The organism is Geodermatophilus sp. SYSU D01176, assembly GCF_054050015.1.
Genome location: NZ_JBJGYN010000014.1, coordinates 41,720 through 67,848 on the forward strand (window position 1 = coordinate 41,720; position 26,129 = coordinate 67,848).

A 26,129-nucleotide genomic window follows, 5' to 3' on the forward strand; every position below is an offset into this window, starting at 1 on the left:
CGGGGGCAGGGGGTCCTTCCTCAGCCGCGCGGTAGCGCCAGCGGCACCGGCCGCTTGGCAGCGCGGCCGTCCCCCGAGGACCGGCCGCGCAGCCGCCGGCCGATCCACGGCGCGACGAACCCGCGCACCCACGCCGCCTCCTCGGCCAGCGCCGCCCGCAGCGCCCGGGGCGGCTGCGGGGGCAGCGGCGTGCGCCAGTCGCCGTCCACCCGGAGGCCCAGCGCGGTCGCCGCGGCCAGTGCGGTCCGCCGGTGGCCCTCGGCGGTGAGGTGGATGCGGTCGCCGTCCCACATCCGCCAGTCCTGGATCCAGCCCGCGCCCCACTGGTCGAGGACGACGGCACCGTGCCGCGCCGCGATCGACCACAGCGAGGTGTTGAACACCGCGACCCGGCCGCGGGTGCGCCGCAGGATCGGCGTCTGCCGCGGGTCGACGCCGGTCGCCAGCAGCACGTCGGCGCCGGTGGCACGGAAGCGGGCGACGGCCTCCTCCAGGTCGACGGCGAGCCGGTCGGGGTCGGCGCCGGGGCGCAGCAGGTCGTTGCCGCCGGCGACCAGGCTCACCAGGTCCGGCTCGGCGGCCAGCGCGACCGGCACCTGCTCGGCGAGCACCTGCCCCTGCAGCCGGCCGCGGATGGCCAGGTTGGCGTACTCGACCGCGCCGTCCGCCGCGGCCGCGAGGTGCTCCGCCAGCCGGTCGGCCCAGCCCCGGAACTCCCCCGGGAGCTGCGGGTCGGCGTCGGCCAGCCCCTCGGTGAACGAGTCCCCGAGGGCGACGTAGCGGTGCCAGGTGGTGCGGGAGGGTCCGAGCTGCACCCCTCCACTCCAGCACGGTGGTGGGGCGCACCCTCCGCCGCCCTGAGAGGCTGCGGTCGTGCGGACGACGGGCAGCAGGGAGGTCTACCGCAACCCGTGGATCCGGGTGCGGGAGGACGCGGTGGAGCGCGCCGACGGCAGCGCCGGGGTCTACAGCGTGGTCGAGAAGCCGCACTTCGCGCTGGTGCTGCCCGCCGAGCGCGACGGCTTCTGGCTGGTCGAGCAGTTCCGCTACCCGGTCGGCCGGCGGGCCTGGGAGTTCCCGCAGGGCACCTGGACAGCCGGAGCGCAGGGCTCGGCCGAGGAACTGGCCCGCGCGGAGCTCGCCGAGGAGACCGGCCTGCGCGCCGGGTCGGTGCGCCACCTCGGGCACCTGGACCTCGCGCCGGGGCTGTCCACGCAGGAGTTCGACGTCTGGCTGGCCACCGACCTGACCCAGGGGCCGACCGCGCGCGAGGTCACCGAGGCCGACATGCGGCACGCCTTCGTGACCGAGACCGAGCTGCGCGCGATGGTCCGCGACGGCCGGTTCACCGACGGGCCGAGCCTGGCCGCCTACAGCCTCCTGCTGCTGGACCGCGGGTAGGCCCCCGGCGCACACCGTCCGGCACAGGAGAGCGTGTGGTCGACTGGCCGCCATGCCGGTCGACCCCGCCACGTTCGCCGAGGCCCTCCGCCAGTACGCGGCCGGGGTGTGCCTGCTGACCGTCCGCGACGACATCGACGACGTGGGCACCACGGTCTCCTCGGTGATGAGCGTGTCCGCGCAGCCTCCGCTGGTCGCCGTGGGCCTCTCCGCGAGCGGCTACCCGGCCGAGGTGCTGGCGGAGGTGGGCCGGTGCGCGCTGACCGTCCTCGCTGCGGAGCACGCCATCGTGGCCAGCCGGTTCTCCTCGGCCGGGCGGCCCAGCGCCCGCCACCTGCTCGAGTCGGTGCCCTGGACCCGCGCTCCCGGCAGCGGCGGGATCGTGCTCGGCGGCGGCCTGGTCGCGCTGGACTGCCGGCTGGAGCGGCTGGTCGAGGCCGGCGACCACGTGCTGGCGCTGCTCGCCGTCGACGACGTGCTGCCCGGCGGCGACCCGTCGGCCGTGCCGCTGCTCCGCCACCGGGGCCGCTACGTCGACACGACGGGGTCCGCGGCCGGTCGCGCCTGAGAGAGGACCCCCTGCCCCTGCCGTTGGAGGACCCCGTCCTCCGCACCCCTCGCGGGCTCGGGGTGAGCCTCGGGACGGGGCCGGCGGCGGGACCCTGCAGGGGGGCATCGGCAGGCATCCGCGGCGGATGTCACACCGCGGCCCCGGGCGGTGCTGTAGGGACATGGACCTGGTGCGGCATGCGCGACCCGAGGCCGTCCTGGCCGTCCCCGGCGCGGTGCGGCGGAGCGCGACGGGGCGGGTCGGAGGGGCGGAGGGCGTGGCGGTTCCGCGGTCGGCGGCCCCCGGGAGCGTGCGTGCCGACCTCGCCGAGGTGTTCCGCCAGGAGTACCCGCGGGTCGTCGGCGTGGCCGCCCGGGTGCTGGGGTCGCGGGACTCCGCCGAGGACGTCGCCCAGGAGGTGTTCCTCTCCTTCGGCCGCTCGTCGGTGCCGGCCGGGGAGGCCCGGGGCTGGCTGTCCGTCGCCGCGGCCCACACCGCGCTGAACCTGATCCGCTCCGGTCGCCGCCGCGCCGCCCGCGAGGAGAGCGCCGCGGCGGCCGACGACCCCGTCACCCCCGACGTCGCCGACGCCGTGGTGACCCTCGAGGAGCGGCGCCGGGTGCGCGCCGCGCTGGCCCGGCTGCCCCACAGGCAGGCCGTGGCGCTCGTGCTGCGGCACAGCGGCCTGAGCTACGCCGAGGTCGCGGCGGCACTCGACCTTTCCCCCACCAGCGTCGGCACCACGGTGCGGCGCGCCGAATCCGCCCTGCGGAAGGAGCTGGACCGCCATGCGTCATCCGACTGAAGGCGTGCTGCGCCGTCTCGTCGACGAGCCGGCCGGGGTCTCCGACGCCGACCGCCAGCACGTGGCCGACTGCCCCGTGTGCCTCGTCGGCCTGGCCGCCGCACGCGAGGACGCCACGGTGGTCGGCGCCGCGCTGCGCTCCGACGGCACCGCGGACGTCGACCCCGCCGCCGCCTGGCAACGCCTGTCCACGGCGCTGCCCGCCCGCACCGCGACGCCGGCACCGGCGGCGCCCCGGCGGCGCAGCGGGCTGCTGCACCGCCCGGCCGCGGCCGTGCTCGCCTTCGTCGTCGTCCTCTCCGGCGCCGGCGTCGCGGCGGCCAACGACTGGCTGCCGATCTTCCGCACCGAGCAGGTCGCCCCGCTCGAGGTCAACCCCGACGACCTGGTGGCGCTGCCGGACCTGACCTCCTACGGCGACGTGGAGGTGACCGGGGACGATGGGCCGCACCCGGTGCCCGACGCCGCGGCGGCCCGCGCCGAGACCGGCCTGGGGGTCCCCGCGGTGGGCGACCTGCCCGAGGGCGTGGAGGGCGAGCCGGCGTACCGGGTGGTGGGCGAGCTGAGCGGCGTCTTCACCTTCTCGGCGGAGAAGGCGGCGAACGCGGCGGCGGCGTCCGGGGAGTCCCTGCCGCCGGTGCCCCCGGGCCTCGACGGCAGCCAGGTCCGGCTCACCGCCGGTCCCGGTGTGGCGGCGGTGTGGTCGCAGCCCTCGGGGGTGCCCACCCTGCTGGTCGCCCGCGCGGTGGCCCCCCAGGCCTTCTCCTCCGGGGTGCCGTTCGAGACGGTGCGCGACTACCTGCTCTCGCTGCCGGGCCTGCCCGACGACGTGGCGGCGCAGCTGCGCACCTACACCGCCGACGGCTCGACCCTGCCGCTCCCCGTGCCGGTCGACCTGGTGGAGACCTCCGCCGCGGAGGTCGGCGGCCGACCCGCCACCGTGCTCGAGGCGCGCAACCAGGCCCTGGCCGCCGTGGTGTGGGTCGAGGACGGCGTCGTCACGCTCGTGGGCGGCTCGCTCAGCCCCGACGAGGTGCTGGACGTGGCCGGGGACCTGCGGTGACGACGGTCGCCGGGCCCGGGGACGCCGCCGTCCGGGCCGCGGCGCAGCTGGTCCGGGACCTGCCCCCGGCCCCGGCGCTGTGGTGTGACGGCCTGCGCAAGCGGTACGGACGGCGCACCGCGGTCGACGGCGTCTCGCTGGCCGTGGGCCGCGGTGAGGTGGTCGGCCTGCTCGGGCCCAACGGAGCCGGCAAGACCACGGTCATCAAGATGCTGCTGGGCCTGGTCCGGCCCGACGCCGGCGAGGTGATGGTGCTCGGTCGGCCCGGCACCGATCCCTCCGCCCGGGCCCGGGTGGGCTACCTGCCCGAGCTGTTCCGCTACCAGCCGTGGCTGACCGCGGCCGAGGTGCTCCGGCTGCACGTCCGGCTGTCCGGCGCCGACGTCCCCCGGGCCGAGCAGGACGGCTGCCTGGAGCTGGTCGGGCTCGCCGCCCGCGCCGGCGACCGGGTGGGCGGGTTCTCCAAGGGGATGCAGCAGCGGCTGGGACTGGCCGTGGCGCTGGTCGCCCGCCCGGAGCTCGTGGTGCTCGACGAGCCGACGAGCGCCCTGGACCCGCTCGGCCGGGCCGACGTGCGCGACGTGGTGCTCTCGCTGCGCGAACGCGGCGTGGCGGTGCTGCTGAACTCGCACCTCATCGGCGAGGTGGAGCGGGTGTGCGACCGCGTCGTCGTCCTCGACCGCGGCCGGGTCGCCGCCGCCGGGACGCTGGCCGAGCTGCTCGGTCAGCGCGAGGTCCGGCTGCACCTGACCGGCGTGGTCCCGGCGGCCGAGGCCCGGCTGGCCGCGGCGGGGCCGGTCGAGCGCGAGGGCGAGTGGTCCACCGTCGCGCTGCCGGCCGACGACGACGGGACCGCCGTGCCCGGCCTGGTGCGCGACCTGGTGGCGCTCGGCGTGCGGGTCCACGCGGTGGAACCGGCGCGGATCAGCCTGGAGGAACGCCTGCTCGGCATCCTGCGGGCCGGCGCCGGGGACGGCCGGCCGTGACCGCCCGCACCGTGCTGACCATCGCGGGGCTCACCCTGCGCGAGGCCGTCCGGCGGCGGGTCGTCTGGGCGCTCCTGGCGCTGACGGTGGTCCTGCTCGCGCTCAGCGCCTGGGGCTTCTCGAAGCTGGTGGGGCTGGACAGCGAGCTCGGCACCATGACCAGTGGTGAGGCCCGCCTCGTGGCCTCGCTGCTGCTCAACCTGATCATGTTCGGGCTGAGTCTCATCGCGGCGATCGGCACGGCGTTCCTCGCCGGACCCACGCTGGCCGGTGAGCTGGAGTCGGGACAGGCGCTGGTCATGCTGGCGCGCCCGGTCCGCCGGTCGGCGGTCCTGCTCGGCAAGTGGCTCGGGCTGGTGGCCTTCGGCTGCGGCTACGTGGTCCTGGCCGGCCTCGGGGAGATCCTCGTCGTCGCGGCGACGGTGGGCTACTGGCCGCCGTCGCCCGCGACCGGCCTGGCGCTGCTCGGGGCGGAGACGGTCGTGCTGCTCACCCTGGCCCTCCTGCTGTCCAGCGTCGTGTCGACCATGGCGTCGGGCATCGTCGCCGTCGGGCTGTTCGGGGCGACCTGGGTCGCGGGCGTGGTCGGGGGGATCGGCGGAGCGCTGGGCAACGAGGGCGTGGAGAGCGTGGGCACCGTGTCGCGGGTCCTGCTGCCCACCGACGGCCTGTGGCGCGGCGCCATGAACGCCTTCCAGGACCCGATCGCACTCGTCCAGATGGGCCCGGGTGAGGGCGGGTTCCCCTTCCTGGCCGACGCCGCGCTCTCCCCGGCCTACCTGGCGTGGGCCGGGGTGTGGATCGCCATGGTGTGGGGGCTGACCGCGCTCTCCTTCGCCCGCCGCGACGTGTAGCGGCTCCCGCCCGTCGACGATCGCGGAGCTCGGGGAGCGACATGCCGTCCGGACCCGGCGTGCCGCTCCCGCAGCTCCATGATCGTCGGGAGGCGCGGCCGGAGGACGTCGGGCAGCGGGCCCCCGGCCCCCTGCAGGGTCCCGCCGCGAGCCTGCGAGTGGTGGGGGGCAGGGGGTCCTTCTACTAGCGTCGGGATCGATGACCGAGCCGCTGATCCCCTCGCCGTCCGCCGTGCGCCGTGCGCTGGCCCGGGCGGAGCGCGGGGCGACCCTGGACGCCGTCGAGGCCGAGACGCTGCTGCACGCCCGCGGCCTGGGTGAGGGCGAGCCGCTGGACCGGCTGCTGGTCGCGGCCGGCCGGGTCCGCGACGCGGGGCTCGCCTCGGCCGGGCGGCCGGGGGTCGTCACCTACTCGCGCAAGGTCTTCATCCCGCTCACCCACCTGTGCCGCGACCGCTGCCACTACTGCACGTTCGTCACCACACCGGGGCAGCTGCGTGCCCAGGGCAGGGCGCCGTTCCTCTCCCCCGACGAGGTGCTCGACATCGCCCGGGCCGGCGCCGCGCTCGGCTGCAAGGAGGCGCTGTTCACCCTCGGCGACCGCCCGGAGGAGCGCTGGCCGGTCGCCCGGGAGTGGCTGGAGGCGCACGGCTTCGACTCCACCCTGGCCTACCTGCGGGCGATGGCCATCCGGGTGCTCGAGGAGACCGGGCTGCTGCCGCACCTGAACCCCGGCGTCCTGTCGTGGGAGGAGATCCAGCGGCTCAAGCCGGTGTCGGCGTCGATGGGGATGATGCTCGAGACGACCGCCACCCGGCTGTGGTCGGAGAAGGGCGGCCCGCACTTCGGCTCGCCGGACAAGGAGCCGCGGGTGCGGCTGCGGGGGCTCGAGGACGCCGGCCGCTCCGCCGTCCCGTTCACCACCGGCGTGCTGCTGGGCATCGGCGAGACCTACGCCGAGCGGGTGGACGCCGTCGGCGCGATCCGGGCCTCGGCGCAGCGGCACGGGCACGTGCAGGAGGTCATCGTCCAGAACTTCCGGGCCAAGCCGCGCACCGCGATGGCCGCGCACGACGACCTGGAGCTGCAGGAGTACGTCGCCGCGGTCGCCGTCACCCGGCTGCTGCTCGGCCCGAAGGCGCGGGTGCAGGCGCCGCCGAACCTGTCGGACTCCACCGAGCTGGGCCTGCTGCTCCGCGCCGGCGTGGACGACTGGGGCGGGGTGTCGCCGCTGACCCCCGACCACGTCAACCCCGAGCGGCCGTGGCCGAACACCGACAAGTTGGCCGCGCTGTCCGCAGAGGCCGGGTTCGAGCTGCGCGAGCGGCTGGCCGCCCAACCGCCGTACGTGCTCTCCCCCGAGCCGTGGCTGGACCCGCGGGTCCGCCCGCACGTCGCAGCCCTGGCCGGTCCCGACGGGCTGGCCGTGGAAGGGCGGGTCCCGGCCGGGCTGCCGTGGCAGGAGCCGGACGCGGCGTGGGTGTCGTCCGGGCGGACCGACCTGCACGTCGAGGTCGACGCCTCCGGACGCACCGGCGACCGGCGCAGCGACTTCGACGCCGTCTACGGCGACTGGGCCGAGCTGCGCGACCGCACCGTCTCCGCCCGCGACGGGCGCTCCACGGCGCGGTCCGCCGGCGATCCCGCGGTGCACGCCGCGCTGCGGTCCGCCGAGACCGACCCGGCGGGGCTGTCGGATGCGGAGTACCTGGCGCTGCTGGGCGCGGACGGCCCGGACCTCGAGGCGCTGTGCGGGCTGGCCGACGCCGTCCGCCGGGACACGGTCGGCGACGACGTCACCTACGTCGTGAACCGGAACATCAACTTCACCAACGTCTGCTACACCGGCTGCCGGTTCTGCGCCTTCGCCCAGCGGCGCACCGACGCCGACGCCTACACGCTGTCGCTGGCAGAGGTCGGCGACCGCGTGGACCGGGCGTGGGCCGCCGGCGCGACCGAGATCTGCATGCAGGGCGGCATCCACCCGGACCTGCCCGGCACCGCCTACCTGGACCTGGCCCGCGAGGTGAAGCGCCGGCGGCCGGGCATCCACCTGCACGCCTTCTCCCCGATGGAGATCGTCAACGGCGCGGCCCGCACCGGGCTGTCGTTCGCCGACTTCCTGGTCGCCGCTCGTGAAGCGGGTCTCGACAGCGTGCCGGGGACGGCGGCGGAGATCCTCGACGACGACGTCCGCTGGGTGCTCACCAAGGGCAAGCTGCCCACCAGGACGTGGCTGGAGATCATCACCACCGCCCACCGGGTGGGCCTCCCGACGACGTCGACCATGATGTACGGCCACGTCGACACCCCCGCCCACTGGGTCGCGCACCTCCGCACCCTGGCCCGCGTGCAGGACGAGACCGGCGGGTTCACCGAGTTCGTGCTGCTGCCGTTCGTGCACCACAGCTCGCCGATCTACCTCGCCGGCGTCGCCCGCCCCGGGCCGACGGTGCGGGAGAACCGCGCGGTGCACGCCGTCGCCCGGCTGCTGCTGCACGGGCGGATCCCGAACGTCCAGACCTCGTGGGTGAAGCTCGGCGACGTCGGCACCCGGGCGGTGCTGGCCGGCGGGGCGAACGACCTGGGCGGCACGCTGATGGAGGAGACGATCAGCCGGATGGCCGGCAGCGAGAACGGCTCGCTGAAGACCATCGCCGAACTGGAGTCCATCGCCGCCGCGATCGGCCGCCCGGCCCGCCAGCGGACGACGGAGTACGGCACCCCGTCGGCCGAGCGGCTGGCGACCGCCCGCTCCGAGGAGGGCCGCCGTGCCCTCGACCTGTCGATCACCCCGGTCTGACCCGCTGCCGGGGGTTTCCGCGGAAACCGCCGGGGGTCAGCCGCGGGTGCGCCGGAGCGGTGGGAGGGTCCAGGCCTCGCCCAGCCAGGCGTCCAGGTCGGGCTCGAGCGGCGAGAGGCCGGCGCCCGGGTACGGGGTGAGCTCGCCGAACCACAGCTCGCCGTCCACCTCGTAAAGGTCGACGCGCAGCATGTCGAAGCCGTCGGCGAGCGCGGTGGCGGCCTTGAGCAGGTCCTCGAGGCGCTCGGGCGGGGCGGCGTCCGGACCGGGCCGGAAGCCGATCGTCCAGGGCAGCGGCGCCCACTCCGGCGAGTAGAGGCGGGCGCGGTGGTCGTCGTCCCGACCGGTGTGCAGCTCGACCAGCCGGGGCTCGCCGTCGACGACCAGCACCTTGACGTCGGCCGGCACCGCGCCCGGGACGCCGACGAACTCCTCGACAAGCAGGCACGCCCGCGCCCGCCGGTAGGCCCACTCCTCGCTCTTGCGCCAGTACCGCTCCGCCACCCAGCCCGCGGTGCGCCGACGCAGCTCGTCGACGTCGGCCGGCCCGCGGCCGAACAACCGCCGGATGCACGAGTGGTTGGGCTTGAGCACCCAGTGCACGGGCAGGTCGACGTCGGCCAGCTCGCCGACGTCGGTGCCCGCCCAGAGGGTCTCCGGGACGCGGACCAGGCCCGGCGCGAGCGTGCGGGCGTGCTCCTTCATCGCCAGCTTGTCGCAGGTGGGCGCGAGCAGCTCCCGCCGGTCGAGCGTGATCCGCCAGTTGAGCTTCTCGGTGAAGGTGCGCGGGCGCAGCAGCCGCGGGAGGTGCCCGGTGGCCTGCCGGTAGAGCAGTGTCCGGCGCACCGGCGCGGGCAGGACGCCGGGTGGCGGAGCGGGCACCGCTCGACCCCACCAGCCGGGACGGCGACCGGCAACCGCAGGCGAGTGGCCGGCCGCGGCGCCTCCCGGGACCGGGAAGGACCCGCAGAGCACGTCCCCCCGCTAACCTCCGGCGATCATGAACGGACGCCGCCTCGTGAAGGCCGTGGTCGCCGGCGGCACCGCCGCCCTGCTCTGGGGCCTGGTGGCCGCGCTGGTCTTCCGCCTGCTGATGCGCGCGGTCGCCGAGGTGACCTCGACCGCGACCACGTTCAGCCTCGCAGGGACGGCGTTCATCGCGGTCTTCTTCGTCGTCCTCGCTCTCCCCGGCGCCATCGCCCTCGCCTACAGCCGAGGCCGGTGGCCGTGGCTCGTGCTCGGCACGGGCCTCGGGCTGCTGGCGGTGCAGGCCGTCGGCATCGGGTCGGGCGACCTCGGCGCGACCCACCACCTGACCCCCGACGAGTGGGTGCTGCTCACCGCGGTCTTCGTGGCCATGGCGGGGGTCATCGGGGCCGAGGCCGTGCTGATCGGCCGTACGGCCCGCCGCTGGGCGCCCGATCCCGCGCCGGCGCCGTCCCTCAGCCCTGCCTGAGCCACCCGGCCGCCCGAGCGGCCGGACGACCACGGTGGCGTGGGCTGCGGCTGTGGTCGGTGTGCTGGCCTCCTGCACCGCCACCGTGGACGGGACCGCCTCCCCCGGCGGGCCGCCCGACCTCCCGGCGGCGCTCTCCGTGCCCGTCCCCGGGCTGCGGCCGGTGGACCCGCCCCCGGCGCCCTGGCAGCTCTGCACGACGGCGCCGGGCACGCGGGCTCCCCGCCTGGATCCCGCGCTCGGCGAGCCGGTGGCCGTGGGCCACGCCGCCGAGGGGATGACCCTGCACGCGTACGGCTGGGTGACGTCGGCTCCCATGGTCGCGGAGGCGGTCCTCGAGCAGGCGCGGATGGAGGCACCGGACTGCGCGTCGGCACCGCCGTCGGCCGACGCCGGCCCGGCGTCCGCGCTGACCCGGTCGGTGGCCGACTGGACGGGGGCGGCGTGGGCCGGGGTCCGGATCCGCACCGTGGTCTCGGGACCGGACCCGGCGGTCGGCGAGACCCGCCTGGTGCGCTCCGACGAGGTGGTGGTGCTCGTCGTCGCGGCGGGGGACAGCGACGCCGACCTCCGCGTGGTCGACGACCTCCTGGCCGCGGTCGCCGACGCACTGCAGTGAGCGTTTCCGTCAGCAGCTCCCCCTACGGTGACGGCCATGCCGAAGCAGGTGACCCCCTTCCTGATGTTCACGGGCGACGCGGAGCGGGCGCTCGACCTCTACACGTCGCTGTTCGACGACGCCCGCGTCCTCGAGCTCACCCGGTGGGGAGCCGACGGTCCCGGCGCGGAGGGCACGGTGCAGGGCGCCACCTTCTCTATCGCCGGCCAGGTGTTCCGCTGCTTCGACAGCCCTCCGGTCCACGACTTCACCTTCACGCCGTCGTTCTCCATCTGGGTCGAGACGACGTCGGCGGAGGAGCTCGAGCGGCTGTATGCGGGCCTGTCCGACGGGGGTGCCGTCCTCATGGAGCTCGGCGACCACGGCTTCAGCCGCCGGTTCGGCTGGGTCAACGACCGCTTCGGCGTCTCCTGGCAGCTCAACCTCGCCTGAGCCCGATCGCGCGTGGCCGTGCGGGACACGGTAGGACGGGACCGTGCGAGCCATCGTCTACACCGAGAACGGCGACCCCGACGTCCTGCAGCTGGTCGAGCGCCCCGACCCCGAGCCCGGCCCGGGCGAGGTGCGGGTGCGGCTGGCCTTCTCCGGCGTCAACCCGACCGACTGGAAGCGCCGGCGCACCGCTCCGCCCGGTGACGGTGGCCAGGTGCCGGACCAGGACGGCTCGGGCACCGTCGACGCGGTCGGCGAGGGCGTGGACCCGGTGCTGGTCGGCGAGCGGGTGTGGGTCTGGGAGGCGGCCTGGCAGCGTCCGCACGGGACGGCCGCGGAGTACACCGTCGTCCCGGCGCGGCAGGTCGTGCTGCTCGGCGCCGGGCCCTCCTTCGAGCTGGGCGCGGCGCTGGGCATCCCGTTCCTCACCGCGCACCGCTGCCTGACCGTGGCGGAGTCGCTGCCCGACCGGCTCGGCCCGGGAGCGCTGACCGGGCACACCGTGCTGGTGCAGGGTGGGGCCGGCGCGGTCGGCAACGCCGCGATCCAGCTGGCCCGCTGGGCCGATGCGACGGTCGTCGCCACGGTGAGCGGCCCGCGGAAGGCCCAGCTCGCCGCGGCGGCCGGGGCCTCGCACGTCGTCAACTACCGCGAGCAGGACGTCGTCGCCGAGGTGCGCAAGATCGCCCCGAAGGGCGTGGACGCCATCGTGGAGGTCTCCGCCGCGACCAACGCCGCCGTCGACGCCCAGGTGATCGGCCTGCACGGGGCGGTCGCGATGTACGCCGACGACGGCGGGGCGGAGGTCACGGTGCCGGTGCGCGCCCAGATGAACGCCAACGCGCGCTGGCAGTTCGTGCTGGTCTACACCGAGCCGGGGCGCGCCAAGGCGATCGCGGTCGAGGACGTCAACGCCGCGGTGCTCGACGGTGCCGTACGCGTCGGTGAGGACGCCGGCCTGCCGCTGCACGTCCTCCCGCTGGCCGAGACCGCGCAGGCGCACCGCGCGGTCGAGGACGGTGTCGTCGGCAAGGTGCTGGTCGACGTGACGGCCTGACAGGATCGGGCGGTGCCTTCCGTCCTCGTCGCCCCGGACAAGTTCAAGGGATCGCTGACCGCCACCGAGGTGGCCGCCGCCGTCGCGCGCGGGCTCACCGCCGGTCGTCCGGGCGTGGAGGTGAGCTGCCTGCCCGTCGCCGACGGCGGAGACGGGACCCTCGCCGCCGCGCTGGCCGCCGGCTACGAGCGGGTCCCGGTCACCGCCACCGGCCCGACCGGCGAGCCGGTGGAGACCGCGTACGCCCGGCTCGGGGACGTCGCCGTCGTGGAGATGGCCGACGTCTCGGGGCTGGCGCGGCTGCCCGGCGGCCGGAAGCAGCCGCGCACCGCCACCAGCCGCGGCACCGGTGAGGTGGTCGCCGCGGCGCTCGCGGCCGGGGCCCGCCAGGTGGTCCTCGGCATCGGGGGCAGCGCCACCACCGACGGCGGCGCCGGGCTGCTGCAGGCCCTCGGCGCCGCACTGGTGGACGCCGACGGTGCACCGGTCGGGCCCGGCGGCGCAGGGCTGGAGCGGCTGGCCCGGGTGGACGTGAGCGGGGTCGCCGCCGCGCTGGGTGGGGCCGAGGTGGTCGTGGCCTGCGACGTGGACAACCCGCTGACCGGCCCCTCCGGCGCCGCCGCGGTCTACGGCCCGCAGAAGGGCGCCGGCCCTGACGACGTCGCCTACCTCGACGGCTGCCTGGCCCGGCTGGCCGACGCGGTCGCCGACGCCACCGGCCGCGACCTGCGCGACGAGCCGGGCGCGGGCGCCGCAGGCGGGGTGGGGTTCGCGGCGCTCGCCGTCCTCGGGGCGCAGCTGCGGCCGGGCATCGACCTGCTGCTGGACCTGCTGGGCTTCGAGCGGCTGGTGGCCGGCGCCGACCTGGTCGTCGTCGGCGAGGGGTCGCTGGACGAGCAGAGCCTGCGCGGCAAGGCGCCGGTCGGCGTGGCCCGGCGGGCCCGGGCGGCCGGGGTCGGTTCCGTGGTCGCCGTCTGCGGGCGCCGCGACCTGGACGACGCGGCGCTGCGGGAGGCCGGCATCGACGCCGCCTACGCGCTCACCGACCTCGAGCCGGACCCCGAGCGCTGCATGGTCGACGCCGGTCCGCTGCTCGAACGCCTGGCCGGCCGGATCGCGGCCGACCGGCTGTAGGCCGCCCCTGGCGTCGCTGGTCGCACCGGGCCCGCGGGACGAGTCATCGCGATCCCGTCACGGCGCCGCGCCGGAGCCCGCACGGTGATCTCCCTGCGGCAGGATCCGACGCGTGCCGGCGGAGCGCCTCGCCGGTCCGAGAGAGGACGTGCCGTGGCCCTGCCCGAGCGGCTCACCATCCGCAGCCTGTACCTCTACCTGGTCTGCCTGGTGACCCTGGTGATCGCCCTGTTCGCAGCGGTCGAGCTGACCCGGAGCACGGTCGGGCTCTTCTATCCCGACCCCGGCTACTACGCGGTGCCCGGGGAGGGGCTCAGCGAGGCCGAGCGGCTGCGGCAGGAGGAGATCGGCCGGCAGTCCCAGCGGCGCAACGACGTCCTGGGCGTCGTGGGTTCGGCGACCACGCTGGCCATCGCCGCCCCGCTGTACCTCTACCACTGGCGGCGGGTGCAGTCGGAGCTCCCCTCGCGGGACCCGCGGGCGGCCGCGCCGGGGAGCGAGCCGCGCTGACCTCGTGGTCGACGCGATCGCGCGCGCTCGGATGTCGGCATCCCGGGATCTCGCACGGCTACGGGGCCCGGAGCGTGCGGGATCGCGTGATCTCGCCGGGGAGGGGAGGTCCTTCTTCAGCCGACGCCGAGGTCGCGGGCGATGAGCATCCGCTGCACCTCGCTGGTGCCCTCACCGATCTCGAGGATCTTGGCGTCGCGGTAGAAGCGGCCGACCGGGAACTCGTTCATGAACCCGTAGCCGCCGTGCACCTGGGTGGCGTAGCGGGCGTTGTCCATCGCGACCTCGGAGCTGTAGAGCTTGGCGATCGAAGCCTCCCGGGCGTACGGCTCGCCGCGCAGCATCTTCTCCGCGGCCCGGTAGTAGGCCAGCCGCGCGGTCGACGCCCGCACCTCCATGTCGGCGATCATGAACTGGATCGTCTGGTTGCGGCCGATCGGCTGGCCGAACGCCTCCCGCTGCGCCGCGTACTTCACCGACTCGTCGACGCAGCCCTGGGCCAGCCCGACGGCCAACGCCGAGATCGCGATCCGCCCCTCGCCGAGGATGGAGAGGAACTGCGCGTAGCCGCGGCCGCGCTCCCCCACCAGGTTCTCCGCAGGCACCCGGCAGTCGCTGAACGACAGCTCGCGGGTGTCCGAGGCGTTCCAGCCGACCTTCGAGTACCGCTTGCCGACGCTGAAGCCCGGCGTCCCCGACGGGATGGCGATCGCCGAGATCTCCTTGCCGCCGTCCGGTCGGGTGCCGGTGACCGCGGTGACGGTGACCAGCTCGGTCAGGTCGGTGCCGGAGTTGGTGATGAAGGCCTTGGACCCGTTGACCACCCAGTGCCCGTCCTCCAGGCGCGCGGTGGTGCGGGTGGCGCCGGCGTCCGAGCCGCCGCCGGGCTCGGTCAGCCCGAACGCGGCCAGCGCCTCCCCGTTGCACAGCCGTGGCAGCCACTGCCGCTTCTGCTCCTCGGTGCCGAACCGGTAGATCGGCATCGCGCCCAGCGAGACGCCGGCCTCGAGGGTGATCGCCACCGACGAGTCGACCCGCGCCAGCTCCTCGAGCGCCACGCACAGGGTGAAGTAGGTGCCACCCGAGCCGCCGTACTCCTCGGGGAAGGGCAGGCCGAACAGCCCGAGCTCGCCCATCTGCCGCACGATCGCGGTGGGGAACTCGTCGGCCTCGTAGAACGCGCCGATCTGCGGTGCGATCACGTCGTGCGCGAACTCGCGCACGACCTTGCGCAGGGCCTCGGTCTCGTCGTCGAGCCGGTAGTCCAGCACGGTCAGTCCTCCCCGGCCGTCACCACGGCCACCCGCTCGTCGAGCCGGACCTGTTGGCCGGCCGTCACGCCGAGCTCGGTGACCGTCCCCGCGAGGGGTGCGGTCAGCACGTGCTCCATCTTCATCGCCTCGACCACCAGCAGCGGGGCGCCGGCCTCGACCCGGTCGCCGACCGCCGCCTGCACCAGCGTCACCGTCCCCGGCATGGGCGCGGTGACCGCGCCGTCCCCGGCCGCGCCCTCGACCGCCGAGTGCAGCCGCTCGTGCTCGCGCAGCACGGTCACCCGGCCGTCGGCGGCCAGCCACAGCTGCCCACCGGAGTGGACGACGGCGTACCGCGCGGTGACGCCGTCGAGGGTCACCGACAGCTGGTCGCCGTCCCGGCGGGCGCTCGCCGGCACCGCGTCGGCGTCTCCGATCCGCACCTCGGCGGACGACGACCGGCCGCGCACCCGCACGGTGACCGGGTCTCCGCCGGCGGCCTGCAGCCGGCGCACCGTCCAGGCCGGCTCGCCCAGCCGCCAGCCGTCGGGGACGTCCCAGCGGTCGACCACCGGGCCGGCCGGTTCGGCCTCCAGCAGCTCGAACAGCGCGGCGGCCGCGTACACCGCCGGCGGCACCGGCTCGGCGGCGGTCAGCGCCTCGCCGCGGCGCTCGATGAGCCCGGTGTCCAGCCGACCGGCGACGACGTCGGGGTCGGTGAGCAGCGCCCGCAGGAACGCGGTGTTGGTCGGGACCCCGAGGACGGCGGTGTGCCCGAGCGCGCCGACCAGGCGGGCGCGCGCGGTCTCCCGGTCCGGGCCCCAGGCGACGACCTTGGCCAGCATCGGGTCGTAGTCGGTGCCGACGACGGAGCCGACGGCCAGCGAGCTGTCCAGCCGCACCCCCGCGCCGTCGGGCTCGCCCAGGCCGAGCACGGTGCCGGTCTGCGGGAGGAAGCCGCGGGCCGGGTCCTCGGCGTACAGCCGGGCCTCGATGGCGTGCCCGTCGAGCCGGACGTCGTCCTGGGTCAGCGGCAGCCGCTCCCCCGCGGCCACCCGCACCTGCAGCTCGACCAGGTCCAGGCCGGTGACCATCTCGGTGACCGGGTGCTCGACCTGCAGCCGGGTGTTCATCTCCAGGAAGAAGAAGTCGTCCGGCCGGTCGGCGTCGACGATGAACTCCACCGTGCCGGCGCCGGTGTAGCCGACCGCGCGGGCGGCCTCGACCGCGGCGGCCCCCATCGCGGCGCGCCGCCCGGCGTCCAGCAGCGGGGACGGCGCCTCCTCGATCACCTTCTGGTGCCGGCGCTGCAGGCTGCACTCCCGCTCACCGAGGTGGACGACGGTGCCGTGGCTGTCGCCGAGCACCTGCACCTCGATGTGCCGGGCCGCCCCGATGTAGCGCTCGACCAGCAGGGTGTCGTCGCCGAAGGAGCCGCGGGCCTCGCGCCGGGCGGCGGCGACCTGGTCGGCCAGCTCGCCTTGTGACCGCACCACCCGCATGCCCTTGCCGCCGCCGCCGGCGCTGGGCTTGAGCAGCACCGGGAAGCCGACCTCGACCGCGGCCGCCGCGACCTCGTCGTCGTCCATGCCCGGCTCGGTCCGCCCGGGGACGACGGGGACGCCGGCGGCTCCCACGGTCTGCTTGGCACGGATCTTGTCGCCCATCGCCTCGATCGCGGCGCCCGGCGGGCCGATGAAGACGATCCCGGCCTTCTCGCAGGCGCGGGCGAACTCGACGTTCTCGGACAGGAAGCCGTACCCGGGGTGGACGGCCTGCGCGCCGGTGCGGGCGGCGGCGTCGAGCACCCGCTCGATCGACAGGTAGCTCCGCGCCGCGGGCGCCGGGCCGATCGGGACGGCGACGTCGGCCTCGCGGGCGTGCCGCGCTCCGGCGTCCGCCTCGCTGTACACGGCGACCGAGCGGATGCCCAACGCGCGCAGCGTGCGGATGACCCGGACGGCGATCTCGCCGCGGTTGGCCACCAGCACGGTGTCGAACACGGTTCAGCACCCCCAGCCGGGGGCGGGGTCAGGCCGCCTTGCGCGTGCTCTTCGCCAGGACCCGGTCGGCCTTGTCCAGCTTGACCAAGCGGCGCTTCTTGACCGTGTAGCCCGGCGGGAGCGTCCCCTCGGCGAGTGCCCGCAGGGGGCAGCGCTTGCAGCGCGGCTTGTCCTCGCAGCACTTCTTCTTGGGCAGGCGCCCGGACTTGGCCACGCGGTGAGGCTAGCCTCACCTTCCTCCGAGGTCCACGGGCACCGGCGTGTCACCGGATAACGTGCGGTCAACGCCACCTCACACGTCCGGGAGACCCGATGGCCGCCCCCGCCTTCGTCGAGCTGCTCAACACGCAGATCGGCAACGAGTTCGCCGCCCACCAGCAGTACGTGGCGTGCGCCGTCTACTTCGACGAGCTGACGATGCCGCGGACGGCGCAGCTCTTCTTCGACCAGGCGCTCGAGGAGCGCGAGCACGCCATGATGATGGTCAAGTACCTGCTGGACTCCGACGCGCCCGTGCACATCCCGGGCATCCCCGCCCCGGTCAACGAGTTCGCCGACGTCGTCGCCCCGGTCGCCCTCGCCCTGGAGCAGGAGAAGCGCGTCACCGAGCAGATCAACGCGCTGATCGGCGTCGCCCGGCGGGAGAACGACTTCGCCTCGGACCAGTTCATGCAGTGGTTCATCAAGGAGCAGATCGAGGAGGTCAGCAAGATGAGCGACCTGCTCACCATCGTCAAGCGCTCCACCCACGACCTCGAGACGATCGAGGACTACGTGCTGCGCGAGGTCACCGCCGCGGCCGCGGACCCCACCGCGCCACCGGTCGCGGGGGCCTGAGCCGGCGGCGGTCCCGCCGTCCACGGCCCCACCGCGAGGTGCCTTTCGCGCGCGAGAGGCACCTCGCGCCCGCTCACATCCGGAAGACGCCATAGCCAACCTCCTCCAACGGGGCGTTCGCGCAGGCGGACAGGGCCAGACCGAGCACGGTGCGGGTCCGGGCGGGGTCGATGACGCCGTCGTCCCAGAGCCGGGCGGTGGCGTAGTACGGGTGCCCCTGGTGCTCGTACTGCTCGCGGATCGGCGCCTTGAACGCCTCCTCGGCCTCGGCCGGCCACTCCTCGCCGCGGGCCTCCAGGCCGTCGCGGCGGACCTGGGCCAGCACCGACGCCGCCTGCTCCCCGCCCATGACCGAGATGCGCGCGTTGGGCCAGGTGAAGAGGAACCGGGGCGAGTAGGCCCGGCCGCACATCGAGTAGTTGCCGGCACCGAACGAGCCGCCGATGACGACGGTCAGCTTGGGCACCCGGGCGCAGGCGACCGCGGTGACCATCTTCGCGCCGTGCTTGGCGATGCCGCCGGCCTCGTAGTCGCGGCCGACCATGAAGCCCGAGATGTTCTGCAGGAACAGCAGCGGGATGCTGCGGCGGTCGCACAGCTCGATGAAGTGCGCGCCCTTGAGCGCCGACTCGGCGAACAGCACGCCGTTGTTGGCCACGATGCCGACCGGGTGGCCGTGCAGCCGGGCGAAGCCGGTGACCAGCGTCTGCCCGTAGAGCGGCTTGAACTCCGCGAAACGGCTGCCGTCGACGAGCCGGGCGATGACCTCGCGGACGTCGTAGGGCGTGCGCGGGTCGGGCGGCACGACCTCGTAGACCGACGCCGGGTCGACCAGCGGTTCCTCGACCGGTTCGACGTCCCACGGCCGGGGCGCGCGGGGGCCGAGGGTGCCGACGATCTGGCGGACCAGTTGGAGGGCGTGCGCGTCGTCCTCGGCCAGGTGGTCGGTGACCCCGCTGACCCGGCTGTGCAGGTCTCCCCCGCCGAGCTCCTCGGCCGTCACGACCTCACCGGTCGCCGCCTTCACCAGCGGCGGGCCGCCGAGGAAGATCGTGCCCTGCTCGCGGACGATGACCGCCTCGTCGCTCATCGCCGGCACGTAGGCACCACCGGCGGTGCACGAACCGAGGACGGCCGCGATCTGCGCGATGCCGGCCTTCGACATCGTGGCCTGGTTGTAGAAGATCCGGCCGAAGTGCTCGCGGTCGGGGAAGACCTCGTCCTGCATCGGCAGGAAGGCACCGCCGGAGTCGACCAGGTAGACGCAGGGCAGCCGGTTGTGCAGCGCCACCTCCTGGGCGCGCAGGTGCTTCTTCACCGTCATCGGGTAGTAGGTGCCGCCCTTGACGGTGGCGTCGTTGGCGACGACGACGACCTCGCGCCCGGCGACCCGGCCGATGCCGGTGATCATCCCCGCGGCCGGCGCCTCACCGCCGTACATGCCGTGCGCGGCCAGCGGGGAGAGCTCGAGGAACGGGCTGCCCGGGTCCAGCAGCGCGTCGACCCGCTCCCGGGGCAGCAGCTTGCCCCGCGCGGTGTGCCGCTCGCGCGCCCGCTCACCGCCGCCGTCGGCCACCCGGCGCAGCTGCGCGGCCAGGTCGGCGACCAGCGCGGCGTGCGCCTCGGCGTTGCGCGCGGCGGCCGCTCCGTCGGTCGTCGGCCTGCGGGCCAGCACGGGGGCGTCCACGGCCGGGATGTTAACGGGGGTTCACGCGCCGGGTCAACGAGCGTTAACATCCCGGCCGTGACGGACGCCAACACCGCGCTGCACGCGGACGCGGCCCGCCCGTCGCGGCGCGAGCAGATCCTGCGGGCGGCCGCACAGCTGATCGCCGAGCGCGGATCGCGCGCCGTGGGCGTGGACGACGTCGGCGCGGCCGTCGGGGTGACCGGGCCGGCGATCTACCGGCACTTCGCCAGCAAGGACGCCATGCTGGCCGAGATGCTGCTGCGGATCAGCGAGCGGCTGCTGGAGGGCGGCACCGCCCGGGTGGCCGCCGCCGGCGACGACCCGCTGGCCCAGCTGCGCACCCTGATCGCCTTCCAGGTCGACTTCGCGCTGGACAACCCCGCGCTGATCACCGTGCACGACCGCGACCTCGGCTCGCTGGCCGACGAGGACGCCGCCCAGGTGCGCCGGCTGCAGCGCCGCTACGTCGAGGTGTGGGTCGACGTCCTGGGGCGGCTGCACACCGACTCGGACGCCGCGACCAACCGCGCCCGCGCGCACGCCGTCTTCGGGCTGGTCAACTCGACCCCGCACAGCGCCGGCCGGCTGCCCCGCCGGCGGACCGCCGCGCTGCTCGCCGCGATGGCCGAGGCCGCCGCCACCGCCTGAAAGAGGACCTCCCTGCCCCCCACCGCTCGCAAGCTCGCGGCGGGCCCCTGCAGGGAGGCCGACCGGCTCAAGCGAGCTCGGGCTCCGGCATCGGGAGCACCAGCGCGGTCGCGGCGACGACGTCGAGGTCGGCGGTGGAGCCGGTCGACCCGGGCGCGGCCCAGGCGGCCTCCACGATGGTCACGGTGCTGCCGGAGACCGCGCTGGCGTACTCGGCACCCGAGAGCCGCTCCGGGCCGCCCGCGTACCGCACGCCCTCCCGCAGCAGGTCGCTCACGTTGCCGCTGCCGTCCTGGTCGGCCAGCGCACGCAGCGCCAGGGCGCCCGCGCTGTCGCCCATGCCGGCCACCGACACCGAGACGACGACCGGCCGGCCGCCGACGTCGGTGGAGTACAGCGCCCGCGCCAGGCCCGCGCAGTCGGTTCCGGCGAAGAAGTCGGCCACCGCGCCGTACGCGTTGCCGAGGCAGGTGGGGTCGCTCTGCACCTGCTGGAGGACGAAGGTGCGCCCGTCGACCGTCTCGCTGTCCCCCGGCCGCGGACCCGTGGTGCCGGGTGCCGCGACCTGGTCCACGGTCGGCGGCGAGGCCTCGGCGGTGCTCCCGTCGTCGTCCCCGCCGAGCAGCGCGGGGAGGCCCACCGCGAGGAGGACCACGAGCAGCAGGGCCGCCGCGGCGAGCAGCGCGGTCCGCTTCGGGGAGCGCTGCCGCCGGCGTGGCCCCACGAGGGGGACGCCGGGGGGCCGGGTCGGCGAGGCGGCGGGAGCCGGCGGTGCGGGGGCGACCGCCAGAGGGGCGGCCGGCTCGACAGCGACCGGCTCGACAGCCACCGGCTCGGAAACGGCCGGCTCCGCAGCGACCGGCTCCGCGGAGATCTGCTCGGCGGAGACCGGCTCCGCAACGACCGGCTCGGCCTCAGCGAACAGCCCGCCGATGCCACCGGTCTCGTCCTCGCGCACGCCCACCGTGGGGCCGACGAGGGTGTCCCGCGCGGCCGGTGCCGGGGCTGCCGCCCGCGCGGCCTCCTCGTCGGCGCGGATGGCGGCGGCGGCCACGGCCGCGGCCGCCGCGGGGTCGACCAGCGGGCGCAGGGGCTCGGGCGCGGCGGCGTGCGGCGCCGGGTGGTGCGCCGCCGGTACGGGGCCGACTCCCCCGCCCGACGGCCCGGCCACCGCCGCGGCCATCGCGGCCGGCGCGAGCAGCTCGGGGGTGCGCAGCACGTAGGGCGAGTAGGGGAAGCCCTCGCCGTTGAGCTCCTGGGTGGTCGGCACGCGGCCGTCGAGCTCGAGGGCCTCCAGCGCGGCGCGCACGTCGGCCGTCGTCCACAGGCGGGGATTCGCGACGCCGGTGTACCGGGCGGAGCGGGCGATGCCCAGCAGCAGCGAGCGGGGCTCGAGCAGCGCGACCTGGTCGCCCTCACCCAGGTCGCCGTCGGCGGGCACCAGGCCGGTGAGCTCGCCGACCAGCACGGTCAGGCGGGCGATCCGGCCGGGCTCCAGACCGGCACGGCGCAGCCGCACGGCGGTGTCCATGCCGGCACGCATCAGCCCGTCCAGCGGCGTGGACCCGCCGCCGGACAGCTGCACCACCTCGCCGGGCCGCCCGGCCTCCGGGCCGATCGTCCACGACCCCTCGGGCAGCGCGGTGACCACGCCGCGCTGCCGCGCCACCTCGGCGATGCGGACGACGGCCAGCCCCTCGGGCACGAAGAGCACCGCGTCGGCGATCCGGCGGCCCACCGGCCCGTCGAGGACCGGCAGCGAGGCGACGAGCGCCCCCCGGACCGCCCCGCCGGTGTCCCAGCGGGACAGTTCGGCGAAGAGCGCACGCTCCCCCGTCGTCTGCAGCGGCCTGGGGGTCAGGGCCAGCACGTCGGTCCTCCGGAGGGCGGGCAGCAGGGGCGGTGGGGCGGCATCGTCGCGCGGTCACCGGGCGGAGCCGCGGCCGACGCTACGGCATGTGACGGGCCGGTCCCGGACGTTCAGCGGGTCGGCGCGCCGCCCGCCACGGACACGCCGGGGGCCTCCTGGGCGTCATCGAGCGGCGCCCGCCAGGCGGCCAGCGACCGGCTGCGGGCGACCGCGTCGAGCAGCGCCCACAGGAGGGTGGCCGCCGCGCCGGTGAGCAGCACCACCTCGGGCCGCCAGTCCCACGGCGGCAGCGCCCCGGCGGCGTCGAGCACGGCACCGGCGGAGTAGGTGACCCCGGCGACCAGCGGACCGGCCAGCCAGCCCGGCAGCCCGCGGCCGACGGCGAGGTCGACGGCGACCGCCCCGGCGAGCAGCGCCACCGGCAGCACCGACGGCGGGAAACCGATCGCGACCAGCCCCAGCCACATCCCGGCGCGGTAGGCCAGGTAGGTGGCCGCGACGGCGGTCGCGGCCCAGCGCAGGCCGGTGACCCGCCGGACGACGGCGAGGGACAGCAGCCCGGCGCACAGCAACCAGGCCGGGTGCAGCCAGGACGGCACCGGGAGCATGAACGACGTCGGGCTCTGGGCCTGGGCGGACGCGAAGTCCAGCAGCTGCTGCTCGGCCGTCGTCCGCCCGGCCTCGTAGGCCCGCAGCGCGAGGACGCCGTACTCCTGTTGTTGGTTGGGGAAGAGCACGTCCTCCACCAGGAACAGCCACAGGCCCAGCGCGACGGCGTCCCGGACCCGCCCCGGCGCGGCGTACAGCCACCAGCCGCGCAGCACCCCGGCCAGCATCACCGCCGTCCCGACGTAGAGCAGCGCGTGGCTGGGGCTCCAGCTGGTGATGTCCAGCCCGTTGAGGCGGTGGTTGACGATGTCGACCGGCACGGCGACGAGGAACACCGCGGTGCCCACCTGCATCAGCCGCAGGGCACGCCGGTCGACGCCGTAGCCGGTGTGACTGGAGAACAGCACCAGGGCGACGGCGAGGACGGTGCCCGCGGAGTTGAGCAGGTGCGGCGGGGCCAGGTCGTCGCGCAGCCACCTGAAGTGCCACGAGACGTCCCACGACGAGCCGAGCAGCTTGAGCGCGAACGCGCCCAGCCACGCGGTGTAGATCCACCGCAGCTCCTGCTGTGTGGTGGGGCGGCCCGGGCGGCCCGGTGTGACGTAGGCCGGCCACAGCCACCGCAGGGTCGCGACCGGGTGGCGCAGCGCGGTGCGCGCCGTCCCCGGGGCCGGCGGGACCGCGCGGTCGGGGACGACGAGGGCGTGGGGCACGGAGGGGACTCCTGGGCTCGGGGTCGGCGCGGCGGAGCCTAGCCGCGCGCGGGCCCTCCCCCCGGCCTCCGAGCGGGGTCCGGAGTGGCGGCTGCGGCGGACGCCTGTCGTCCCGGCAGCCGCCGCGGGCGGGACGTAGGGTCGGCCCTCGTGGCGGACAGTGCGGGACACCTGGTCTGGATCGACTGCGAGATGACCGGGCTGGACCTCATCCGGGACAAGCTCATCGAGGTCGCGGTGCTGGTGACCGACTCCGAGCTCAACGTCCTGGACCCCGGCCTGGACCTCGTCATCTCGGCGGACGACGCCGCGCTGGAGGGCATGGTCGACGTCGTCACCGAGATGCACGCCAAGTCCGGGCTCACCGAGGCGGTGCGGGCCTCGACCCTGACCGTCGCCGAGGCCGAGCAGCAGCTGCTGGCCTACGTGAAGCGGTTCGTGCCCGAGCGGCGGACGGCGCCGCTGTGCGGCAACTCGATCGGCACCGACCGCGGCTTCCTCGCCCGCGACATGCCCGAGCTCGACGACCACCTGCACTACCGGATGATCGACGTCTCCTCGATCAAGGAACTGGCCCGCCGCTGGTTCCCCCGCGTGTACTTCGCCCAGCCGCAGAAGGGGCTGGCCCACCGCGCCCTGGCCGACATCATCGAGTCCGTGCGCGAGCTCGCCTACTACCGGCAGACGCTCTTCGTCGACGGCCCGGGGCCCTCGACGACCCAGGCGCAGGCGGCCGCCGCGAAGGTCACGGCGTCCTTCGCCGGGCTGTTCGCCGCCGAGGACGCCGGCGCCCCGGGGGAGGCACCCCCGGCCGCGTCGGACGCCTGAGGGTCTCCGGTATCGTGGACCCGGTTCCCGGACGACCGGCTCCCCAGCGGCCGTCCGGGAGACGTGGTGGGTGTAGCTCAGCTGGTAGAGCACCAGGTTGTGATCCTGGGTGTCGCGGGTTCGAGCCCCGTCACTCACCCTCCGCGGGGAGGCCCCGGTCAGGCGACTGACCGGGGCCTCTCCCGTTCCCGCTGGGGGCGGTCAGGGTTCGATCAGGCCGGCGCGGATGGCGTAGCGGGTGAGCTGCGTGCGGTCCCGCATCTCCAGCTTGGCGAGGACGTTGGCCCGGTGCCGCTCGACGGTCTTGACGCTGATCACGAGCAGGTCCGCGATCTCCTGCGAGGACCGGCCCTCGGCGATCAGCTTGACCACCTCCTCCTCGCGGGCCGACAGGATGCTGCCGGGCAGGCGCTCGCCACGGGCGGCCCGCTGCAGGTACTCGCGCATGAGCGCGGTGAGCGCATCGGGGTAGATGAACGGTTCCTCCCGGATGACGGCCCGGCAGGCCTCGACGAGGTCCCGGTCGGCGACCGACTTGAGCACGTACCCGGAGGCGCCGGCGCGGAGGGCCTCGAAGAAGTACTGGTCGTTGTCGTACATCGACAGCAGCAGGATGCGCGTGGCCGGGGAGCGCCGGGACAGCTCCCGGGCGGCCTGCAGACCGGTGAGCCGGGGCATCGCGACGTCGAGGACGGCGAGGTCGATGGCGTGCACGCGGGCCAGCGCCAGCGCCTCCGCGCCGTCGCCGGCCTCCGCGACGACGGTCAGGTCCGGCTCGTTGTCCAGGATCAGCCGGACGCCGCGACGGACGAGGGCGTGGTCGTCGGCGAGCAGGATCCGGGTGGTCGCGGGGCGGGTCACCGGCCGTCCTCCGGACCGGGCACCGGGACGAGCAGCCGCAGCTCGGTACCCCCCTCGTGGTGGGGGCCGACGGTGAGCGTGGCGGCGACGAGCATGGCCCGCTCCCGCATGCCCCGCAGCCCTGCGCCCTCTCGGACGTCGCCGATGCCGCGGCCGTCGTCGACGACCCGCAACTGCACCGCGTGGCCGGCGAAGGTGGGCGTCAGGTCGATGCACACCCGTCCGGCACCGGCGTGCCGGGCGACGTTGGTCAGCGCCTCCTGCGCCACCCGGTAGACGACGAGCTCGGCCTCGGGGCCGAGCGGGGGCAGGTCGGTGGACAGCCGCCGGCACACGTCGGCGCCCGTGAGCCGGGCGTGCTCGGTCACCAGGGACGTGAGGGCGCTGACCAGACCCAGGTCGTCGAGCACGCCGGGCCGCAGCCGCCGCACCACCTGCCGCACCTCGTCCAGGCTGGCCCGCGCGGCCTCCTGCGCCAGGAGCACCTCCTGCCGCAGGTCCGCCGGCGCCCGGTCGGCCACTCGCCGCAGGCCCAGCAGGACCGCGGTCAGGCTCTGCCCGACCTCGTCGTGCAGCTCCTGGGCGACCCGGCGGCGCTCGGGCTCCTGGGCGGCCAGGGCCTGCCCGCTGGAGGCTGCGCGCTCGGCCTCGAGCCGTGCCAGCATGGCGTTGAAGCTGCCGATCACGTCGGAGACCGGCCCGCTGCCCTGCTCGGGGAGGCGCTGGCCGGGGCGGAGCAGGTCGACGTCCTCCATCAGGTGCCGCAGCCGGTCCAGCGGCCCCAGCATCGCGCGGAGCAGGAGCCCGTTGGCCACCAGCATCACGGTCAGGCCGACGGCCAGCACGACGGCCTCACGGGCCGGCACGGGCGTGGAGACGGTCGCCGGGGAGGCCGCCAGCACGGCGGTGCCGACGGCGAAGACCACGCCGTTGGCCAGGCAGACGCGCCAGAACAGCGGCAGCCCGCGAGCTCTCCCCACCCGTGTCCCCTGCCCCATCCGCCGCCCCCGCCCGCCGTCCGCTGCAACCGACGCCGTCGAGCCTCGGGCACGGGAGGCCGTCGGCCAAGCACCGGCGGTGAAGATGGGGCCCAGCACCCATCCCCTGCCGCGGCCACCCGGAAATGGGTGCTGCCACGGATTCCACC

26 protein-coding genes and 1 tRNA gene are annotated in these 26,129 nt (G+C 75.7%); 17 read left to right on the forward strand and 10 right to left on the reverse strand.

Going from position 1 to position 26,129, the window contains the following annotated elements; genetic code table 11:
• Positions 1 to 20 precede the first annotated feature (20 nt).
• Positions 21 to 815, reverse strand: coding sequence for an SGNH/GDSL hydrolase family protein (locus ACI78Z_RS10065; protein ID WP_457036394.1), 795 nt, complete (start codon positions 813 to 815; stop codon positions 21 to 23).
• A gap of 58 nt (positions 816 to 873) precedes the next feature.
• Here ACI78Z_RS10065 and ACI78Z_RS10070 point away from each other — a divergent pair, with 58 nt between their 5' ends.
• The 7 genes from ACI78Z_RS10070 (at position 874) to ACI78Z_RS10100 (ending at position 8,462) form a co-directional block, all read left to right on the forward strand.
• The gene (locus ACI78Z_RS10070) at positions 874 to 1,401 is read left to right on the forward strand and encodes an NUDIX domain-containing protein (RefSeq protein WP_457036395.1); all 528 of its coding nucleotides are present in this window, start codon (positions 874 to 876) and stop codon (positions 1,399 to 1,401) included.
• Positions 1,402 to 1,453: 52 nt separating this feature from the next.
• On the forward strand, positions 1,454 to 1,969 hold the full coding sequence (locus ACI78Z_RS10075; protein ID WP_457036396.1) for a flavin reductase family protein: 516 nt from the start codon (positions 1,454 to 1,456) through the stop codon (positions 1,967 to 1,969).
• 259 nt (positions 1,970 to 2,228) lie between these two features.
• A complete protein-coding gene (locus ACI78Z_RS10080) occupies positions 2,229 to 2,756 on the forward strand; it encodes a sigma-70 family RNA polymerase sigma factor (RefSeq protein WP_457036397.1) in 528 nt (175 codons plus the stop codon).
• Complete coding sequence (locus ACI78Z_RS10085; RefSeq protein ID WP_457036398.1) at positions 2,740 to 3,819, forward strand: hypothetical protein; 1,080 nt, start codon at positions 2,740 to 2,742, stop codon at positions 3,817 to 3,819. Before ACI78Z_RS10080 ends, ACI78Z_RS10085 begins: the two co-directional genes overlap by 17 nt.
• Positions 3,816 to 4,805, forward strand: a complete 990-nt coding sequence (locus ACI78Z_RS10090; RefSeq protein ID WP_457036399.1) for an ABC transporter ATP-binding protein — start codon at positions 3,816 to 3,818, stop codon at positions 4,803 to 4,805. The genes ACI78Z_RS10085 and ACI78Z_RS10090 overlap by 4 nt, the downstream gene beginning before the upstream one ends.
• The gene (locus ACI78Z_RS10095) at positions 4,802 to 5,659 is read left to right on the forward strand and encodes an ABC transporter permease (RefSeq protein ID WP_457036400.1); all 858 of its coding nucleotides are present in this window, start codon (positions 4,802 to 4,804) and stop codon (positions 5,657 to 5,659) included. Before ACI78Z_RS10090 ends, ACI78Z_RS10095 begins: the two co-directional genes overlap by 4 nt.
• A 199-nt stretch (positions 5,660 to 5,858) precedes the next feature.
• On the forward strand, positions 5,859 to 8,462 hold the full coding sequence (locus ACI78Z_RS10100; protein ID WP_457036401.1) for a bifunctional FO biosynthesis protein CofGH: 2,604 nt from the start codon (positions 5,859 to 5,861) through the stop codon (positions 8,460 to 8,462).
• 36 nt (positions 8,463 to 8,498) lie between these two features.
• On the opposite strand, the gene ACI78Z_RS10105 is transcribed toward ACI78Z_RS10100, so the two are convergent.
• Positions 8,499 to 9,344, reverse strand: a complete 846-nt coding sequence (locus ACI78Z_RS10105; RefSeq protein ID WP_457036402.1) for an ATP-grasp fold amidoligase family protein — start codon at positions 9,342 to 9,344, stop codon at positions 8,499 to 8,501.
• A gap of 118 nt (positions 9,345 to 9,462) precedes the next feature.
• On the opposite strand from ACI78Z_RS10105, the gene ACI78Z_RS10110 reads away from it, so the two are divergent.
• The 6 genes from ACI78Z_RS10110 (at position 9,463) to ACI78Z_RS10135 (ending at position 13,670) form a co-directional block, all read left to right on the forward strand.
• A complete protein-coding gene (locus ACI78Z_RS10110) occupies positions 9,463 to 9,918 on the forward strand; it encodes a hypothetical protein (protein ID WP_457036403.1) in 456 nt (151 codons plus the stop codon).
• 52 nt (positions 9,919 to 9,970) lie between these two features.
• Positions 9,971 to 10,537, forward strand: a complete 567-nt coding sequence (locus ACI78Z_RS10115; RefSeq protein WP_457036404.1) for a hypothetical protein — start codon at positions 9,971 to 9,973, stop codon at positions 10,535 to 10,537.
• Between the two features lie 36 nt (positions 10,538 to 10,573).
• Positions 10,574 to 10,969: a VOC family protein gene (locus ACI78Z_RS10120; RefSeq protein ID WP_457036405.1), complete on the forward strand. Its 396-nt coding sequence runs from the start codon at positions 10,574 to 10,576 to the stop codon at positions 10,967 to 10,969.
• A gap of 43 nt (positions 10,970 to 11,012) precedes the next feature.
• A complete protein-coding gene (locus ACI78Z_RS10125; RefSeq protein ID WP_457036406.1) occupies positions 11,013 to 12,026 on the forward strand; it encodes an NADPH:quinone reductase in 1,014 nt (337 codons plus the stop codon).
• A 12-nt stretch (positions 12,027 to 12,038) separates the two neighbouring features.
• Complete coding sequence (locus ACI78Z_RS10130; RefSeq protein ID WP_457036407.1) at positions 12,039 to 13,160, forward strand: glycerate kinase; 1,122 nt, start codon at positions 12,039 to 12,041, stop codon at positions 13,158 to 13,160.
• 153 nt (positions 13,161 to 13,313) lie between these two features.
• Positions 13,314 to 13,670: a hypothetical protein gene (locus tag ACI78Z_RS10135; protein ID WP_457036408.1), complete on the forward strand. Its 357-nt coding sequence runs from the start codon at positions 13,314 to 13,316 to the stop codon at positions 13,668 to 13,670.
• Positions 13,671 to 13,786: 116 nt separating this feature from the next.
• Here the strand turns inward: ACI78Z_RS10135 and ACI78Z_RS10140 are convergent, their stop codons facing one another.
• From ACI78Z_RS10140 to ACI78Z_RS10150, 3 genes are read right to left on the reverse strand one after another with little or no spacing between them, the layout of a single operon-like run.
• Positions 13,787 to 14,941 carry an acyl-CoA dehydrogenase family protein gene (locus tag ACI78Z_RS10140; protein ID WP_457036409.1) on the reverse strand — a complete coding sequence of 385 codons (1,155 nt, stop codon included), beginning with the start codon at positions 14,939 to 14,941 and terminating at the stop codon, positions 13,787 to 13,789.
• 2 nt (positions 14,942 to 14,943) lie between these two features.
• Positions 14,944 to 16,926, reverse strand: a complete 1,983-nt coding sequence (locus tag ACI78Z_RS10145) for an ATP-binding protein (RefSeq protein WP_457036410.1) — start codon at positions 16,924 to 16,926, stop codon at positions 14,944 to 14,946.
• A gap of 28 nt (positions 16,927 to 16,954) precedes the next feature.
• Positions 16,955 to 17,140: a hypothetical protein gene (locus ACI78Z_RS10150; protein ID WP_457036411.1), complete on the reverse strand. Its 186-nt coding sequence runs from the start codon at positions 17,138 to 17,140 to the stop codon at positions 16,955 to 16,957.
• A 98-nt stretch (positions 17,141 to 17,238) separates the two neighbouring features.
• Between ACI78Z_RS10150 and ACI78Z_RS10155 the strand changes: the two genes are divergently transcribed.
• Positions 17,239 to 17,763 (forward strand): ferritin, encoded by a 525-nt coding sequence (locus ACI78Z_RS10155; RefSeq protein ID WP_457036412.1) that lies wholly within the window; start codon positions 17,239 to 17,241, stop codon positions 17,761 to 17,763.
• 73 nt (positions 17,764 to 17,836) lie between these two features.
• On the opposite strand, the gene ACI78Z_RS10160 is transcribed toward ACI78Z_RS10155, so the two are convergent.
• Positions 17,837 to 19,450, reverse strand: a complete 1,614-nt coding sequence (locus tag ACI78Z_RS10160; RefSeq protein WP_457036413.1) for a carboxyl transferase domain-containing protein — start codon at positions 19,448 to 19,450, stop codon at positions 17,837 to 17,839.
• A gap of 57 nt (positions 19,451 to 19,507) precedes the next feature.
• On the opposite strand from ACI78Z_RS10160, the gene ACI78Z_RS10165 reads away from it, so the two are divergent.
• On the forward strand, positions 19,508 to 20,101 hold the full coding sequence (locus tag ACI78Z_RS10165; RefSeq protein ID WP_457036414.1) for an SACE_7040 family transcriptional regulator: 594 nt from the start codon (positions 19,508 to 19,510) through the stop codon (positions 20,099 to 20,101).
• A 67-nt stretch (positions 20,102 to 20,168) separates the two neighbouring features.
• Here ACI78Z_RS10165 and ACI78Z_RS10170 read toward each other — a convergent pair whose 3' ends face one another.
• Together ACI78Z_RS10170 and ACI78Z_RS10175 are read right to left on the reverse strand one after the other, a co-directional pair.
• Positions 20,169 to 21,971 carry a hypothetical protein gene (locus ACI78Z_RS10170; RefSeq protein ID WP_457036415.1) on the reverse strand — a complete coding sequence of 601 codons (1,803 nt, stop codon included), beginning with the start codon at positions 21,969 to 21,971 and terminating at the stop codon, positions 20,169 to 20,171.
• Between the two features lie 110 nt (positions 21,972 to 22,081).
• On the reverse strand, positions 22,082 to 23,293 hold the full coding sequence (locus ACI78Z_RS10175) for a hypothetical protein (protein ID WP_457036416.1): 1,212 nt from the start codon (positions 23,291 to 23,293) through the stop codon (positions 22,082 to 22,084).
• A gap of 150 nt (positions 23,294 to 23,443) precedes the next feature.
• Here ACI78Z_RS10175 and orn point away from each other — a divergent pair, with 150 nt between their 5' ends.
• Together orn and ACI78Z_RS10185 are read left to right on the forward strand one after the other, a co-directional pair.
• Positions 23,444 to 24,121: an oligoribonuclease gene (gene orn / locus ACI78Z_RS10180; RefSeq protein WP_457036417.1), complete on the forward strand. Its 678-nt coding sequence runs from the start codon at positions 23,444 to 23,446 to the stop codon at positions 24,119 to 24,121.
• Between the two features lie 66 nt (positions 24,122 to 24,187).
• Positions 24,188 to 24,260: transfer RNA gene (locus ACI78Z_RS10185), tRNA-His, on the forward strand.
• 62 nt (positions 24,261 to 24,322) lie between these two features.
• On the opposite strand, the gene ACI78Z_RS10190 is transcribed toward ACI78Z_RS10185, so the two are convergent.
• A complete protein-coding gene (locus tag ACI78Z_RS10190) occupies positions 24,323 to 24,982 on the reverse strand; it encodes a response regulator (RefSeq protein ID WP_457036418.1) in 660 nt (219 codons plus the stop codon).
• The gene (locus ACI78Z_RS10195; RefSeq protein ID WP_457036419.1) at positions 24,979 to 25,962 is read right to left on the reverse strand and encodes a HAMP domain-containing sensor histidine kinase; all 984 of its coding nucleotides are present in this window, start codon (positions 25,960 to 25,962) and stop codon (positions 24,979 to 24,981) included. The genes ACI78Z_RS10190 and ACI78Z_RS10195 overlap by 4 nt, the downstream gene beginning before the upstream one ends.
• Between the last annotated feature and the right edge of the window lie 167 nt (positions 25,963 to 26,129).